General features: G+C 69.5%; 12 protein-coding genes. 2 read left to right on the top strand and 10 right to left on the bottom strand.

The window, feature by feature from the left end; genetic code table 11:
- Positions 1 to 83 precede the first annotated feature (83 nt).
- Entirely contained in the window at positions 84 to 1,286 is a 1,203-nt protein-coding gene (locus tag CGQ25_RS01095) for an ROK family protein (RefSeq protein WP_208711420.1), read from the top strand.
- A 19-nt stretch (positions 1,287 to 1,305) separates the two neighbouring features.
- Here the strand turns inward: CGQ25_RS01095 and CGQ25_RS01090 are convergent, their stop codons facing one another.
- Genes CGQ25_RS01090 through CGQ25_RS01055 form a run of 8 tightly spaced genes read right to left on the bottom strand, consistent with a single transcriptional unit; the run spans position 1,306 to position 9,418 of the window.
- The gene (locus CGQ25_RS01090) at positions 1,306 to 2,211 is read right to left on the bottom strand and encodes an aldose 1-epimerase family protein (RefSeq protein ID WP_208711419.1); all 906 of its coding nucleotides are present in this window, start codon (positions 2,209 to 2,211) and stop codon (positions 1,306 to 1,308) included.
- Entirely contained in the window at positions 2,208 to 3,374 is a 1,167-nt protein-coding gene (locus CGQ25_RS01085; protein WP_208711418.1) for a Gfo/Idh/MocA family protein, read from the bottom strand. The genes CGQ25_RS01090 and CGQ25_RS01085 overlap by 4 nt, the downstream gene beginning before the upstream one ends.
- Positions 3,359 to 4,054, bottom strand: a complete 696-nt coding sequence (locus CGQ25_RS01080) for a ThuA domain-containing protein (protein ID WP_208711417.1) — start codon at positions 4,052 to 4,054, stop codon at positions 3,359 to 3,361. Before CGQ25_RS01080 ends, CGQ25_RS01085 begins: the two co-directional genes overlap by 16 nt.
- Positions 4,055 to 5,068 carry a sugar phosphate isomerase/epimerase gene (locus CGQ25_RS01075; RefSeq protein ID WP_208711416.1) on the bottom strand — a complete coding sequence of 338 codons (1,014 nt, stop codon included), beginning with the start codon at positions 5,066 to 5,068 and terminating at the stop codon, positions 4,055 to 4,057. It abuts the gene before it with no gap.
- 2 nt (positions 5,069 to 5,070) lie between these two features.
- Positions 5,071 to 6,255 (bottom strand): Gfo/Idh/MocA family protein, encoded by a 1,185-nt coding sequence (locus CGQ25_RS01070; RefSeq protein ID WP_208712797.1) that lies wholly within the window; start codon positions 6,253 to 6,255, stop codon positions 5,071 to 5,073.
- A gap of 29 nt (positions 6,256 to 6,284) precedes the next feature.
- On the bottom strand, positions 6,285 to 7,187 hold the full coding sequence (locus CGQ25_RS01065; protein WP_208711415.1) for a carbohydrate ABC transporter permease: 903 nt from the start codon (positions 7,185 to 7,187) through the stop codon (positions 6,285 to 6,287).
- Positions 7,187 to 8,089, bottom strand: coding sequence for a carbohydrate ABC transporter permease (locus tag CGQ25_RS01060; RefSeq protein WP_208711414.1), 903 nt, complete (start codon positions 8,087 to 8,089; stop codon positions 7,187 to 7,189). The genes CGQ25_RS01065 and CGQ25_RS01060 overlap by 1 nt, the downstream gene beginning before the upstream one ends.
- A gap of 9 nt (positions 8,090 to 8,098) precedes the next feature.
- Positions 8,099 to 9,418: an extracellular solute-binding protein gene (locus tag CGQ25_RS01055; protein WP_208711413.1), complete on the bottom strand. Its 1,320-nt coding sequence runs from the start codon at positions 9,416 to 9,418 to the stop codon at positions 8,099 to 8,101.
- A gap of 219 nt (positions 9,419 to 9,637) precedes the next feature.
- Between CGQ25_RS01055 and CGQ25_RS01050 the strand changes: the two genes are divergently transcribed.
- Positions 9,638 to 10,762, top strand: coding sequence for a LacI family DNA-binding transcriptional regulator (locus tag CGQ25_RS01050; RefSeq protein WP_208711412.1), 1,125 nt, complete (start codon positions 9,638 to 9,640; stop codon positions 10,760 to 10,762).
- Here CGQ25_RS01050 and CGQ25_RS01045 read toward each other — a convergent pair.
- The gene (locus tag CGQ25_RS01045; RefSeq protein ID WP_208711411.1) at positions 10,723 to 11,712 is read right to left on the bottom strand and encodes an Lrp/AsnC family transcriptional regulator; all 990 of its coding nucleotides are present in this window, start codon (positions 11,710 to 11,712) and stop codon (positions 10,723 to 10,725) included. The genes CGQ25_RS01050 and CGQ25_RS01045 overlap by 40 nt on opposite strands.
- An 83-nt stretch (positions 11,713 to 11,795) precedes the next feature.
- Positions 11,796 to 13,040, bottom strand: a complete 1,245-nt coding sequence (locus CGQ25_RS01040) for an amidohydrolase (protein WP_208711410.1) — start codon at positions 13,038 to 13,040, stop codon at positions 11,796 to 11,798.
- Between the last annotated feature and the right edge of the window lie 32 nt (positions 13,041 to 13,072).

Here is a 13,072-nt window from a genome sequence, read left to right as displayed (position 1 = left end):
AAGGGGGTGGGTGAATTAGTATTCGTTCTGAACTATATGGACCGTGGTGTGATGTGGTCAACACTTTTCTTCGGGAGGACCCCATGACGTCAGAGGCCACCCCCGCACCCGGACGGGTGGGGGACGTCCGGCGGCGGAACCTGGCCCTCGTCCTGGGCTGCCTCGGCCCGGACGCTGTCGCGAGCAGAGCCGAGATCGCAGCGGTCTCCGGCCTGACCAAGGCATCGGTCTCCAGCCTCGTGGCGGACCTCCTCGAGACGGGCCTCCTCGAGGAGGTCGGCGTCACGCGCGGCGGCGAGCGCGGTCGGCCTGGCGTGGGCCTCGCGCTGAACCCCCGCCGCGGCGCGCTCGGCGCCGAGGTCAACGTGGACTACCTGGCCGTGGGCGTCCTCGACCTGAGGGGCCAGCTCCGCGTCCATGAGACGGTCGAGGCGTCCAACCAGGGCCGAGCCCCCGGGGACGTCCTCGCGGACCTCCACGGCCTGGCCGCCCGGGTCCGTGACGCCGCCAGTGCGGACGGGGTCGAGCTCCTCGGCGGAGGCCTGGCCGTCCCCGGCATCGTGGACGCGACCTCGGGCAGGGTCGCCACCGCGCCCAACCTCGGGTGGGACGATGTGCCGCTTGCCGACGCCCTCGAGGACCTCGTACCGGGAACGCCGTTCGCGGCCGAGCTGTCCAACGAGGCGGACAGCGCGGCCCTCGCCGAGCTCTGGTACGGGCGGGGACGCGCGCTCGGCTCCTACCTGTACCTCTCGGGCGAAGTGGGCGTAGGAGGCGGCCTCGTCATCGGCTCACAGCTGTTCACGGGTGCCGGCGGGCATGCCGGCGAGGTGGGCCACGTCGTCGTCGATCCCGGCGGACGCCGCTGCTCCTGCGGCGGCCGCGGGTGCGTCGAGACTGTGGCCGGGCAGGAGGCGATCCTCGGCGCCGCGGGCATCACCGGCGGTGGGAGCACGACGACGGGTCGGCTGGCTGCGCTGACGAGGTCCCTGGACGCCGGGGACGACAGGGCGATCCGCGCGGTCAAGCGCGCGGGCGAGGCGCTCGCCGTAGCGGTCGTCGCCGCCGCACGGCTCGTGGACCTCTCCGCGGTAGTCCTCGGAGGCCATTTCGGGCTGCTCCGCGACGTCCTCGGACCCGCTCTCGACGAGACGCTCGACGACCTCGCGCCGGGCCGCATCGCCGCCGTCACCTTCTCCGACCTCGGCGCCTCCGCCGCCGTCACGGGCGCGGCCGGCGCTGCGGTGCGGCGTGCCCTCGCTGCGCCGCACGCGCTCCTGGGCTGACGGTCCCGTCAGGAGACCGTCACCCCTCGAGTGCGCGGATCCGCCACCCCGTCTTGTGCTCCTCGCCGGGCGCGAGCCACACGAGGTCGGTCCCGCTCGCGAAGGCGTTGGGCGGGCAGGTCATCGGTTCGACGGCGACTCCGAGACGGCTCGGCGCGGGCGCAGGCCTGTCCGCCGTGTGGACCTGCACCCATGGGCACCCGGCATCCCACTCCATGACGACTCCGCTCCCCGAGGGATCCCGCACGACCGCCCTGGCCACCCCCTGATCGAAGCGGAGGCGGGTGAAGGCATGGTCGATCTCCGTCTGCCCGATCGTGCGGGACTCGCGGAAGTCAAACTCGTGCCCCTCCACGGTGCGCGTGCCGAGGGGCAGGAGCCTGTCGGGGGTGACCTCGAGGAACGCCTCCCCGGGGACCTGGAGCTCCCACGAGTCCAGCGGTGAGGGTCCCGCCACGAGATACGGGTGGGGGCACACGCCGTACGGTGCGCGCCCCTCCCCCACATTCGCCGCCCGCACGGACCAGTCCAGGCCGCCGGCGCTGAGCGCGTACCGCACCTCGAGCCGCAGCCTGAAGGGGTAGCCCTCGCTCGGGCCGAGGTCGAGCGCGAAGGCGACCGTGACGCCGTCGTGCGCGACGAGGTCCCACTCCCGCGCCAGCGCGAGGCCGTGCAGGGCGCAGCCGCGCTCGGGTTCTGTGACAGGGACAGCGAGGTCGCGGCCGGCAGCCCTGTACCGCCCGTCGGCGAGGCGGTTGGGCCAGGGGGCGGCGACGATGCCACGGAAGGCCGGGATCGGCGCGCCGGGCGCGAAGGGCACCACAAGGTCCCTCCCCCGGTAGGTCAGCGAGGCGAGGGCACCGGCCGTGCCGGTGACGGTGGCGGCATAGTCACCGGCACGGAGTGCGGCGCTCACCCCGCTCATGCGGAGAGCGAGCCTTCACGCGCCCGGTCGGCCAAGTCCTGGAGCACGACGGCGCGCGGCCGCTCCGCGCGGCTCGTCACCTCCACTGCGCGCCCCGTGCGGGCGGACTCGAGCAGCGATTCCATGACATCGAGCGTGTGGTAGGCAAGCGTTCCCCCAGCCCGGGGCTCCTCGACAGGCCCGCCTGCGAGGGTCCGGGCGAGGTCTGCGATGCCAAAGCCACGGCCTGAATCGAGGTAGCCCGCAGTGGTAACGAGGGTCTCCCAGTCGTCCCCGCCGAGCCTGAAGAGTTGCGTATCGCCGTCGAAGTGGTTCGGGTCCGGCACGGCGAGCGTCCCCAGAGATCCGTGGACCTCGATGTTCGGCGACTTGGTCTTGACGGCGTCGAAGCTCATGACGAGCGTCGACAGGGCCCCGGACTCGTGCACCAGGACGCCCGTGACGTGCGTGTCGGTGGTGACGGGGATCTTCTCTCCAACGCGCCGGCCGGAGCCGATCACGCGCTCCGCGCGGGTGTGGCTCGCCGCGCCGATCACCGAGGCAACCGGTCCCAGCAGGGTGACCAGGGCGCTCACATAGTACGGACCCATGTCCAGCAGGGGGCCGCCGCCGGGCACGTAGTAGAAATCGGGGTTCGGATGCCAGCGCTCGTGGCCCGGGGTGACCATGGTGGCGGTGGCGGCGACCGGTTCGCCGATGAGGCCGTCGTCGATCGCCTTCCTGGCGGTCTGGATTCCCGTGCCGAGCACGGTGTCCGGCGCGCAGCCTACGACAACGCCCGCCTCCCGCGCGGCCTCCAGGACCTCCCGGGCTTCCCGGGTCGTCGCCGCCAGCGGCTTCTCGCCGTACACATGCTTGCCCGCAGCAATCGCGGCCAGCGCGACCTCGGCGTGGGCCGCCGGGACCGTGAGGTTGAGGACGAGGTCCACGTCGCCGGCTGCGAGGAGCTCGTCCACGCCGAGGGCGCGCACACCGTCTCCGTACTCCCGCGCCACGTCCTGGGCGCGCGAGGCGTCGATGTCGGCCACCGCGACGAGCCGGACGTCCGGCAGCCGCCGGAAGCTGTCCAGGTACTGGCCCACGATCTTCCCGCAGCCGACGATGCCGATGTTCAGCGGCGTCCCGACCGCGCCCGGTCCTTCTGTTCCTACCGGCTTGCCCACAGCAGGCCCCTTTCGATGATGGTGCGGACATTGGGGTCCTGGAGGACCTCGACCCGGTGGCCGGGCGTGCAGACGAAGATGCGTCCAGCCCCCCACTCGCGCGTCCAGATGGCGGGTGACGTGACCTCGCGGTGCCACGGGTCCCACGCGCGGACCTTCTGGGTGGTCGTGGCGAGGACGTCGATGTAGTCGTCGGCGAGGACCCAGTACTGCTCGGTCACGAGGTCGAAGTCCGAGATGCCTCGGGTGATCGGGTGGTCGCTGGCTGCTGGGAGCATGTTGACGGTGTAGGGAACGTAGTTGTCTGCCTGCTCGCCGGTGCGCTCGTCGGGGTGCTTGCCCGGGTGGCAGGCGAACTGGCCGCCGATGAGGTGCAGGTAGTCGGAGGTGTTGCGGTACGAGTCCGCGATTCCCCCGTGCCAGCCAGCCAGACCGGTCCCGTTCTCGACGGCGGCCCGGAGGCCCTCGAACTCGTCCTTCTCGATCGTGGACATCGTCATGCACTGCATCACGAGGTCGACGGTGGCCATGTACTCGGCATCGGCGTAGATCTTGGGCGATTCCTCGATCCGCACCTCGTAGCCGTTCGACTTCAGGTGCGGGATGAAGAGGTCCGTGGCTTCGACGGGCTGGTGCCCGTCCCAGCCCCCGCGCACCACGAGCGCGTTCTTGGTGGTCATCTAGTGGTTTCCTTTGCTGCTGAAGGCGGCGTCGAATGCCGCCGCGGGCGGGGCGATCTCGGCCAGGCCGCGCACCAGGGCCAGTGCCTGCGGCGCCCCGACGAGGCGGTCCATGCCGGCGTCCTCCCATTCGATGCTTGTCGGCCCCTCGTACCCGATGGCGTTGAGGGTGCGGAAGATCGGCTCCCACTGCACATGCCCGTGCCCGGCGGTGACGAAGTCCCAGCCGCGGCGGGGGTCCGCCCACGCCAGATGGGAGCCGAGCCGGCCGTTGCGCCCGTTGAGCTGCCGGACGGACTCCTTGACGTGGACGTGGAAGATCTTCTCGGCGAAGTCCTGCAGGAACATGACGGGGTCGAGGTCCTGCCAGATGAAGTGCGAGGGATCGAAGTTGAGCCCGAAGGACTCCCGGTGGCCGATGGCCTCGAGCGTGCGCCTGGCAGTCCAGTAGTCGTACGCGATCTCGGACGGGTGCACCTCGAGGGCGAATCTGACGCCCACCTCATCGAAGACGTCCATGATGGGGTTCCAGCGGTCGGCGAAGTCCCGGTACCCAGCCTCGATCATTCCGTCGGGAACGGGCGGGAACATTGCCACGGCCTTCCAGATCGAGGATCCCGTGAACCCGGTGACGGTCTCGACCCCTAGCCGGGCAGCGGCGCGCGCCGTGGCCTTCATGGCTTCCGCCGCGCGCTGGCGCACGCCTTCCGGGTCTCCGTCGACCCACACAATGTCGGGAAGGATTCCGCGATGCCGCTCGTCGATGGGGTCGTCGCACACGGCTTGGCCGGTGAGGTGGTTCGCAATGGCGAAGACCCGGAGCTCGTGCTTCTCGAGGATGTCGAGCCGGCCCTGCAGGTATGCGTCGTCCTCAGCGGCGCGCACGGGGTCGAGATGGTCGCCCCAGCAGGCGATCTCGAGCCCGTCGAAACCCCACTCCCCCGCAAGCCGCGCGACTTCCTCGAACGGCAGATCGGCCCATTGGCCGGTGAACAGCGTGATCGGTCGTGCCATGGTCAGGCTCCTTCCACCTTGGTCCAGCGGCTCTCGTCCGCGGCGCTCGCTTCGACGGCTTCCAGGACGCGCTGGACCTGGAGCGCGTCCGCGAACGACGGCGCGGGCTGCTTCCCTGCCGCGATCGCCTCAATCAGGTCCACCGCCTGGTGGGTGAACGCGTGCTCGTAGCCGAGGCCGTGGCCCACAGGCCACCAGTGCCCGGTGTACGGGTGCTCAGGCTCGGTGACCTGGATCTTCCGGAACCCGGCATTCGGCTCGTCGGCTGCGTCGTAGAACCACAGGGAGTTCATGTCCTCGAAGTCGAACGCGAGCGAGGCCTTCGAGCCGTTGAGCTCGAGCCGCATCGCGTTCTTCCGGCCGAGGGCGAACCTCGTCGCCTCGAAGACGCCGATCGGGCCCGACAGACCGGCAACCCCTGCTGTACGGGCACCCCCGCCGAACCGGGCGCTGAAGACTGCGGCATCGTCGACCGTCACAGCACCCTTCGGGCCCTCGGTGCCGCCGTGTCCGCCCAGCCCGACGAAGTCGCCGCCCACCGGCCGCTCCTTGACGAACGTCTCCAGCAGGGCCGAGACCCCGGTGATGTTCTGTCCGGAAATCCACTGCGCGGCGTCGATGATGTGGGCGCCGATGTCTCCGAGCGAGCCCGAGCCGGACTTCGACCTGTCGAGCCGCCACGTCAGCGGCGCGTTCTCGTCGGTGAGCCAGTCCTGCAGGTACTGGGCGCGCACGTGGCGGAGAGCGCCCAGCGCGCCCTCGTCCACGAGTCTCTTGGCGAGAGAGAGTGCAGGGGTGCGGCGGTAGGAGAATCCGCACATTGCGAACACCCCGCGGGATGCGGCGGCGTCCGCAGCCGCCGTCATCCGTTCCGCCTCCGCCACCGAGTTCGCAAGCGGCTTCTCGCACAGGACGTGCTTGCCGGCCTCGAGCGCGGCGATCGCGATCTCCTCATGGGTGTCGCCGGGGCTGCAGATGTCGACGAGGTCGATGTCGTCGCGCTCGATCAGTCGGCGCCAGTCGGTCTCGGCGGACTGCCAGCCGAGCTTCTCCGCGGCTTCCGCGACCCGGCCCGGGTCACGCCCAGCCACTGCGGCCATCACGGGGGCCAGCGGGAGGTCGAAGAACCGTGGCGCAGTCCGCCATGCCTGCGAGTGGGCCGCACCCATGAAGGCATAGCCCACCATCCCCACGCGCAGGGGCCGCGACACCGCGCTCACTTGCTGAATCCAGCCGTGAGGCCACTGAGCAGCTGGCGGCGGGCAACGACGTAGAGGACCAGGAGCGGGAGCGTCGCGAGGACCACCGAGGCCAGCACGGCCGGGATGTTGGCCGTGAACTCGCCCTGGAAGGTCCACAGGGACAGGGGCAGGACCCGCGTGGAGGGGCTCTGGGTGAGGATGAGCGGGAAGAGGAAGCCGTTCCACACGTGGAGCGCGTCGTAGATGCCCACCGTCACCACTGCGGGCTTCACCAGTGGGAACGCGAGCCGCCACATCATCGTCCAGTCGCTGCAGCCGTCGAGCCGCATCGATTCGAACAGCTCGTTCGGAACGTCCCGCATGAAGTTCGCGAGGATCAGGACCGAGATCGGGATTGCGAAGGCGATCGAGGGCAGCATGAGCGCCAGCAGGGTGTCGTACATGTGGGCTCTCGTGATCATCCAGTAGATCGGGATGATCGTCGCGTGCAGCGGAATGGCGAGGCCCAGCAGGAACAGCTTGTTCGTGACGTTCAGGAAAAGGCCCCTGCCCCGCACGATCGCGTAGGCCGCCATGAACGAGACGAACAGGGTCGGGACGACGCTGCCGATCGTCACGATGAGGCTGTTGGCGAAGTACTGGACGAAGTTGTTCTCGAGCACCAGCTGGTAGTTCGCCAGGGTCGGCTCGGCGGGCGGGGCCATCGGGTTGGTGGTGAAGAAGCCGGCTTGGTCCTTCAGGCTCGTGATCACCACGTAGTAGATGGGCAGGATGATGATCGCGAGCCAGATCCATCCGCCGAGGCCGCCCAGAAGGTTGGGCCGGGACCTGCCCGGGCCCTTGACAGGAGTGGCCGCGCGCTCACGACGGCGCGTGGGCGCCACCGGGGGGACAGGGAGTTGGGTGGTAGAGGCCATCAGGCACCTTCCAATTGGCTCGCATTGGCGTTCTTGCCCCCGAGCCGCTGCAGCAGCAGCGCCAGGGCCAGGCCGATGACGACGAGGATGACGCCCAGCGCGCTGGCCGCGCCCATGTCGTTGGCCTTGAAGCCGGTCAGGTACATGTGCAGGGGCAGGAGGCGGGTCGAGTAGCCGGGGCCGCCCGCGGTGAGGACGAACACGAGGTCGAAGTACGCGAGGGAGCCGAGCACCATCAGCGTCGAGGAGGTGATGATGGTGTACTTCAGCTGCGGCAGGGTGATGTGGAGGAACTGCTTGACCCGCCCAGCGCCGTCGATCTGCGCAGCCTCGTAGAACGAGACGGGGATCTGCCGGACACCGCCCTGGTAGATCAGCGTGTGGAACGGCACGAACTGCCACGCGATGACGAAGACGACGACGAAGAGGACCAGGTCCGAGTTGCCCAGCCAGTCCTGGGCGAGGGCGGGGACGCCGAACCCGGGCCCGACGCCGAAGTTCGGGTCGAGCAGCGCCTTGTAGGCGATGGCGACCGCCGCCGAGGAGAGCAGGAGCGGCACGAAGTAGAGCACTGCGAGGGCAGCCCGGTACTTCTGGGCGCCCGCTGTGAAGACACCGAGCAGGAGGCTGATGGGTGCTTGGACGATGAACGAGAAGAGCATGATCTTCGCCGTCACCCAGAGGGCATTCAGCGTGAGCTCGTCGGTGAGGACGCGAGTCCAGCTGGACACGCCGTCGAACGTGATCTCGCTCAGCCCGTCCCAGCGCGTGAAGCTCAGGGCGAGGACGCCGATGAGCGGGAGGATGGCGAAGACCAGGAAGAACGCGAGGGCCGGAACGGCCAGCCACCCCGACGGGCCCTTCTCGCGGGCCCGCCGGGAGGCGGTGGTTGTCAGAGCCACGTGGAGCTCCTACTTGCCGATCGTCGCGTTCATCGATGAGACGAACTGCTCGGGGGTGATCTTCTTGAGGAAGATCTGGTCGAGGTTGGAGAGCATCGCGTCGCCCTGGGCCGGGCTCAGCGCCTGGTCCCAGGAGAGCGTGAAGCTGGGCGCATCCTTCGCCATGCCGTAGACGAAGGTCAGGAAGTCCTTGTCGGGCGAGGCCTCGAGCTTGCTCTCGATCCCCTTGATCACCGGGACCGCTCCCGAGTTGATGAGGTCCTGGGTGTTCTCATCGTTGAACATGCCGTCCTTGATGTAGTCCTGCGCAGTCTTCTTCTGCGCGTCCGTGGCCTTGGATGACACGGACCAGAAGTTGGAGGGGTTGCCGACGATGTCCTTGGGGTCCCCGGCGCCGCCCGAAACCGTCGGGAAGGCCGTGAAGCCGAGCTTGCCGCTCTTGACGAAGTCGGCGGCGTCCTTCTTCATGCCCTGGTAGATCCAGCCGCCCTGGAGGATCATCGCCGCCTTGCCGGTGTACAGCAGGGCCTGGTCGGCGCTGCTGTCCGCCGCGATGGAGGAGAAGCCGTTGACGAAGCCGCCTGCGTCCACAAGCTGCTGGATCTTGGTGAGGGCCTCGGTGACCGCGGGATGCGACCAGGCGTTGGGCTTGTTGGCTGCGATGTCGGCGAAGACCTGGGGGCCGCCGATGCGCTCGACGAGGTACTCGAGCCACATGAGGTCAGGCCACTTCGACTGGCCGCCGAGGGAGAAGGGGGCGATCCCGGCGTCCTTGAACTTCGGCACGAGGGCCATCAGCTCGTCCCAGGTCCTGGGCGGCTCCGCGCCCACCTTCGCGAACACGTCCTTGTTGAAGTAGAGGACGACCGGCTGCGTGTTGTTGTTCGGCACGGCGTAGGTCTTGCCGTTGACTTGGCCGTTCTTGAGCACGGACGGCAGGTAGCGGTCCTTCACCTGCGGGTTCTGGTCGAGGAAGCCGGTGAGGTCCTCGACCTGGCCCGCATCTACGTAGGACTTGAGCACGCCGCCGCCCCAGCCGTAGATGAAGGTGGGACCCTGGCCGGCGCCGACGGCCGTGCGCACCTTGGTCTTGTACGCGTCGTTGGCGAAGAAGTCGAGCTTGATGGTCTCGTCGCTGTGCGCCTTGTTCCACGAGTCCACAGACTTCTGCAGGGAGGCCTGGTTGCCGCCCGTGAGGCCCCACATCGTCGCGGCGTCGGCGCCGGCCGATCCGCCACCCGGGCCAGCCGAGCCGCAAGCGGCGAGGGACAGGGCAAGTGCCCCGGCGGAGATGGCCGTTGCGGCCGTGCGAAGTTTCCGAATGTTCATGGTTTTCCGTTTCATCCTCGGGGGTCCTCACTGACCGCAAGGCTTCGAAAAGTTTCGAATTACTTTCGGCGGTGCACTGCCACGCTACGGGGTGACGTGTGTCACGGTCAACGGAAATCCGGAAAAAGTTCAGGAGCTATACGAAAGGTCGGTTGACCCGGGGCCCTTCTCCTCCCAGACTGGACCCAACGAAAACTTTCGAAAGATTGGGGCAGGCCGATGGCACCCGCGACGAGGACGGCGACCAAGGCCAAGTCCACTCTGGCGGAAGTCGCCCGTCTCGCCGGCGTCTCAGCGCCCACCGTCTCCAAGGTGGTCAACGGCCGCGACGACGTCGCTCCGGAGACGAGGGAGAAGGTCCTGGCTGCGCTCGCCAAGGTGGGCTACTCCTCACCGGCCCAGCGCCGGGTTGCAGCGCCCGGACCGGATGTGGTCGAGGTGGCCCTCGATGCGCTCACGTCGGCCTACACCACGGATGTCCTCACCGGGATCCTCGACTACGCCGCCGTCGCAGGTGTCGAAGTGATGGTCAGCGTCACCGGCGGAACACCCAGCGCGGGTCTCGGCCCAGAACGCCGCGCCCAGAGGATGCTCGACCAGGGGCGTGCTGGCCTGATCGTCGTGACCTCGGCCTTCAGCGAGGCGCAGCTGTCGGCCTTCCGCCGGCACGGGATCCCGGTCGTCGTCATCGACCCGCAGAACCCGCCGCCGTCCGACGTGGTGAGCGTCGGTGCCACGAACTGGGCCGGCGGCAAGGCCGCGGCCGAGCACCTGGTGGCGCTGGGGCACGAGAGGATCGGGTACCTCGGCGGCCCTGAAGGCGCGGAGTGCAACCAGGCCCGCCTGCACGGCTACATGTCGGTTCTCATGTCCCACGGAATCGCTGTGAGGCCGGAGTGCATCGTGCATGGGAAATTCCGCAGCGAGCACGGCATCGAGGGTCTCAAGCGGCTGCTGTCCCTTCCCGAACGGCCTACAGCGATCTTCGCTGCAAGCGACAGCATCGCCGTCGGCGTGCTGCGGGAGGCGCGCCGTCAGGGCATCCGAGTGCCCGAGGACCTGAGTCTGGTGGGCTTCGACGGCACCGCCCAGGCAGAGGACGCCGTGCCGGCGCTCACCTCGGTCTCCCAACCGCTCCAGAAGATGGGGCGGTCGGCGCTCCGCTCGGTCCTGCGCCAGGCCCACGGCGAGCCGCTCGACTCCCATCGCGTTGAGCTCGCGACCGAGCTCGTGGTGCGCGAGTCCACGGCGCCCCCGGCCGCATCGGATCCCGCACGGGGAAGCCGTCAATCAGCGCGGGCCGGTCAGTCAGCGGCCACCGCCGGCAGCCTCCCGTCCACGTAGGCGACCGTGCTGCGCTTGAAGATCTCCGCGTAGAGGGAGAGCTGAACCCCGAGAACGCCGGGCCGCCCCTCGATCCCCTCGACCACCGAGCGGAGCTCGACGACGGACCGGGCGGCGGTCTGGACGAGCAGTTGGCCCGAGACGTTGGCCGCCCAGCGGGTCGTGGGGAGTTCTGCGACGTAGGCACCCACCGCGTCGACGTCCCCGGGAGAGGTGCGGACCGTGAGGAATGCCTCGAAGGGGTAGCCGATCGAGGACGGGTCCAGGATCGCGCGGACGTACACGCCCCCCGAGGCGATGAGTGCCTCAAGCCGCCGGCTCGCGGTCGCCTTGGAGACGGAGAGGCCGGCGGCGAGTTCCTCGATGGTGGCCCGGCCGTTGGTCCTCAGGATGTCCACGAGGGCCTGGTTCGGCTCGTCGAGGCGGGGCATGCCGAGGTCCTCGTAGCGCGTGACGTACTGGGGAAGCTCGGAGGGGCTGAGCGCGTCGTACTGCTCGCGCGTGAGCAGATCGGGACGCCAGCCGGAGACGGTGCGGTAGTACTCGAAGATCGGCTCCAGGGAGACGTCCCGCACGCCGTCGACCTGCGCAAGGTCGTGGTACAGCAGCGGCCCGATCTCCTCCTGCCCCGCGAAGAGCTCTACGATGCATTCGCTGGCGCGCGAGAGGGCGCTGACCCAGTGGGTCTCGGGACGGTCGGCGAGCCACGCACCGATGCCCCGCAGCGCTCCGGGCGCCGCCGCCACCCGGAGCATGTAGAGGTCCACAGGCGCCAGCGCGGCCGGGTTCGGGAACGACTGGACCCGCACGACCCCAGACGCCAGCAGGCGGTTCCCGCGGCGGGCAACGGTCCGCTCCTGCTGGCCGAGGACCTCGGCGACGAGCCGCCACGGCGCCCTGCCGTTGCGGATGAGTGCCGCCACTATCTGTCGGTCGAGGTCGTCGAGCATGGCCCCATCCTGTCAGGAAGCGGGAGTGGGGGCGCACGACGGCGGGTGGGCGGCCGCCGTCGTGCGCCCCGGGTGGGGTGGGGCTACCGTCCGAGGTAGGCGAGCAGGCCGGTGAGTGCGGCGCCGGTGCCGTTGACGACCGCGAGCTCGGCGTCCGGCGCGAACTGCGGCGAGTGGTTTCCGGCCGGGGTGCGGCCGTCGGTGAACTCATCCGCGGGGAAGGCCCCGAAGGACCAGAAGACGCCAGGGACGCCGATGGCGTCGCTGAGCCATCCGGCGTCCTCCGAACCCATGCCGAGGGGGCTTTCGGCAACGGCGTCCTCGCCGAAGCCTGCACGCAGCGCGGCGGCGACGCGCGCGGCGTGCTCCTCGTCGTTGAAGAGGCGCGGGAAGCGGTTGATCTCCACGATCGCCGGGTCCTCGATGCCCGAGGCCAGAGCCTCGGCGGAGATGATGCGCCGAATCGCGGACAGGACCCGCTCGCGGGTGTCCTCGTCCGGAGTGCGCACGTTGAGGCTGAATTCGGCGGTCTCCGGGATGATGTTCTCCTTCAGCCCGGCATGGAAGGTGCCGACCGTGACGACAGCGGGCGTGGTCGGCGGGAGCTCCCGCGAGACGATGGTCTGAAGGCGCAGCACCATCGCGGAGGCGGCGACGATCGGGTCGAGCGACTTCTCCGGCTGGGAGCCGTGCGCCTGGCGTCCGCGCACCGTGACCCGCCACGAGTCGGCGAGGCTGGCCATGTTGCCTCCCCTGAGCCAGAACGTCCCTGCCTCCTGCGGCATGACGTGCTGGGCGAGCACGATCTCGGGTCGCGGCGCGCGGTCCCACAGCCCGTCGTCGACCATCTCCTTGGCGCCCCAAGCGGTCTCCTCGCCCGGCTGGAAGATCAGCACGAGGGTTCCTGCCCACTCCTCGGGGCGTTCCGTGAGGTACTGGGCGGCGGCGAGCGCCGCGGTGATGTGGGTGTCATGGCCGCAGCCGTGCATGACCGGTGCTTCGCTCCCGTCCGGCAGGGTGCCGGTGGCGGTGCTCGCGTAGTCGAGGCCGGTCTCCTCGGCGATCGGCAGGCCGTCCGTGTCGGCGCGGAATCCGACCACGGGGCCGTCGCCGTTGCGCAGGATCCCGACGACGCCGGTGCTCCCGCAGCGGAAGTGCTCGATGCCGAGCGCGGTGAGCCGGGCCTCGATCGACTCGGCGGTCCGGTGCTCGGCCGAGGAGAGCTCGGGCGCGCGGTGGAACGCCTTGTACAGCGCGATGTGTTCCTCGATGAATGCTTCCGGGACCTCGATCGTGGAGGTCAGGGCAACGGTGGTCGCCTCGGTCATGGTGTTTCCTCTCTGCTTGAAGTCGGTGCGCG

Source organism: Sinomonas sp. R1AF57 (genome assembly GCF_002224485.1).
GTDB classification, from domain to species: domain Bacteria; phylum Actinomycetota; class Actinomycetes; order Actinomycetales; family Micrococcaceae; genus Sinomonas; species Sinomonas flava.
Note: the sequence above shows the minus strand (reverse complement) of the source record. Positions and strands in the feature narration are given on the sequence as shown.

Excerpts from the sequence above, each read along its gene's own strand:
- CGQ25_RS01075 (WP_208711416.1), bottom strand. The coding sequence starts at position 5,068 with ATGGCACGACCGATCACGCTGTTCACCGGCCAATGGGCCGATCTGCCG.
- CGQ25_RS01050 (WP_208711412.1), top strand. The coding sequence starts at position 9,638 with ATGGCACCCGCGACGAGGACGGCGACCAAGGCCAAGTCCACTCTGGCG.
- CGQ25_RS01080 (WP_208711417.1), bottom strand. The coding sequence starts at position 4,054 with ATGACCACCAAGAACGCGCTCGTGGTGCGCGGGGGCTGGGACGGGCAC.
- CGQ25_RS01095 (WP_208711420.1), top strand. The coding sequence starts at position 84 with ATGACGTCAGAGGCCACCCCCGCACCCGGACGGGTGGGGGACGTCCGG.
- CGQ25_RS01040 (WP_208711410.1), bottom strand. The coding sequence starts at position 13,040 with ATGACCGAGGCGACCACCGTTGCCCTGACCTCCACGATCGAGGTCCCG.
- CGQ25_RS01090 (WP_208711419.1), bottom strand. The coding sequence starts at position 2,211 with ATGAGCGGGGTGAGCGCCGCACTCCGTGCCGGTGACTATGCCGCCACC.
- CGQ25_RS01055 (WP_208711413.1), bottom strand. The coding sequence starts at position 9,418 with ATGAACATTCGGAAACTTCGCACGGCCGCAACGGCCATCTCCGCCGGG.
- CGQ25_RS01045 (WP_208711411.1), bottom strand. The coding sequence starts at position 11,712 with ATGCTCGACGACCTCGACCGACAGATAGTGGCGGCACTCATCCGCAAC.
- CGQ25_RS01065 (WP_208711415.1), bottom strand. The coding sequence starts at position 7,187 with ATGGCCTCTACCACCCAACTCCCTGTCCCCCCGGTGGCGCCCACGCGC.
- CGQ25_RS01070 (WP_208712797.1), bottom strand. The coding sequence starts at position 6,255 with ATGGTGGGCTATGCCTTCATGGGTGCGGCCCACTCGCAGGCATGGCGG.